3 protein-coding genes are annotated in these 1,552 nt (G+C 38.3%); all 3 read right to left on the bottom strand.

The annotated features are described in order from the left end of the window. On the bottom strand, positions 1–283 hold a 283-nt coding region (locus AC52RT_RS03430; RefSeq protein ID WP_495539457.1), incomplete at its 3' end, for a type III PLP-dependent enzyme domain-containing protein. An 8-nt stretch (positions 284–291) separates the two neighbouring features. Then, on the bottom strand, positions 292–1,113 hold the full coding sequence (pgeF, locus tag AC52RT_RS03425) for a peptidoglycan editing factor PgeF (protein WP_495539456.1): 822 nt from the start codon (positions 1,111–1,113) through the stop codon (positions 292–294). Positions 1,114–1,309: 196 nt separating this feature from the next. Beyond that, a partial coding sequence (locus tag AC52RT_RS03420) for a sigma-70 family RNA polymerase sigma factor (protein WP_495539455.1) occupies positions 1,310–1,552 on the bottom strand: 243 nt, incomplete at its 5' end.

Raw genomic sequence — 1,552 nt, 5'->3', positions numbered from 1 at the left:
TATATGTTACTTTATCTATAATATTTCGCACTTTTCTCGTCTGGAGCGACCCTATATAATGCCATACAGGCTTGTCCTTCAATACCTCGAATTTCGCAAGTAATCCTTCATCCCTGTTTTCACCTAAGTCGAAAATTCCTGCCTTCAGTGCTTCAGAAGCACGTTCAATCGACACATACTTAGTCACAGCAATTAATTTTACTTCTTGACGGTTCCTGCCGCTTCTCTGACAGGCCTGCAGGATATTTTCTTCTATGCGCTGTAAATTTTCTGTAACCTTCACTGTTGTAATTAATCCTCCTTCCAGCCGATAAAGCTTAAGATCCGGCCTGTTTTTCCAGAATCACGACGATGTGAAAAAAACAAATCCGATTCACAGCTTGTACATAAGGCTGAAATCTCAATATTATTCTTTGGAACACCAGATTTTTCTAGAATTTGAGCATTAAGTTGTTTTAAGTCTAATTGGTATTGTCCCTCACTAATTAAATTATATGGCTTTTCGTCAGTTTCTTCCAGCAATTTCTGCACCAGATTAATAACTTTGTCGTCTACGACATAACAATTCCTGCAGATTGACGGCCCAATCACAGCATATATTTGCTTTGGATCAATCCCTTCTTTTTTCCATAATCCCACCATTTTCGAACCTATTCCAGCAACTGTTCCTTTCCACCCTGCATGTGCTGTACCAATCATTCCACCCTTTGGTGCATAGAAATATAGGGGTACACAGTCAGCAAAGCAGAGCGTTAATAACAGCTGACGTTTATCGGTATACATGCCATCCGTAGCCTTCAAGGCTGACTCATAGTCACTTGACCCAGACCCCCTATGCAGGCTGGTAATCTTTTCAATATGTGTTTCATGTGTCTGTTCTGCCCCCACCCAATCTGTAAGCGGTATTTCAAGTTTTTTTGATACTATCTCTCGATTTTCTACAACAACCGATTCAGCATCATTTACATGAAATGCTGTGTTAAGCTGTTGAAAGTCACCTATACTTATGCCGCCGTTTTTTGTCGTAACTCCGGCAATTAATCGCGGATCTAGTTTTGTCCAACTATCCAATACAAGGTATTGATTTTCTTTTTTAATAAATGGTTCTTTCATAGTACCTACCTCACTGTTTTTTTCTAGTGTACCATAAACCCTTTTAAAATCCCTCTTCCATTCCTTGTTACTTAAATGATATGACAGATAGGCAATAACATGAGGGTTTTACAAAAACTTTCATAATTACGAACACAGAAGAGTATCAATAATAAAGAACATAAAAAAGGCATCCATATGGATGCCTTCCCCTTTATCAATGCTGGATATTTTTATTCATCTGACGAATCGCAGCTTTTTCTAATCTCGAAACCTGCGCCTGAGAAATTCCAATTTCATCAGCCACTTCCATTTGGGTTTTTCCTTGGAAGAACCTCTTTTTAAGTATCATTTTTTCTCGTTCATTAAGTCGACGCATCCCCTCATTCAAGGCAATTTCATCAATCCACTGACTGTCTTTATTTTTTTCATCACTTAATTGATCAAGCACATAGATTGG

This window comes from Peribacillus sp., assembly GCF_059453735.1.
Note: the sequence above shows the minus strand (reverse complement) of the source record. Positions and strands in the feature narration are given on the sequence as shown.

Excerpts from the sequence above, each read along its gene's own strand:
- pgeF (WP_495539456.1), bottom strand. The coding sequence starts at position 1,113 with ATGAAAGAACCATTTATTAAAAAAGAAAATCAATACCTTGTATTGGAT.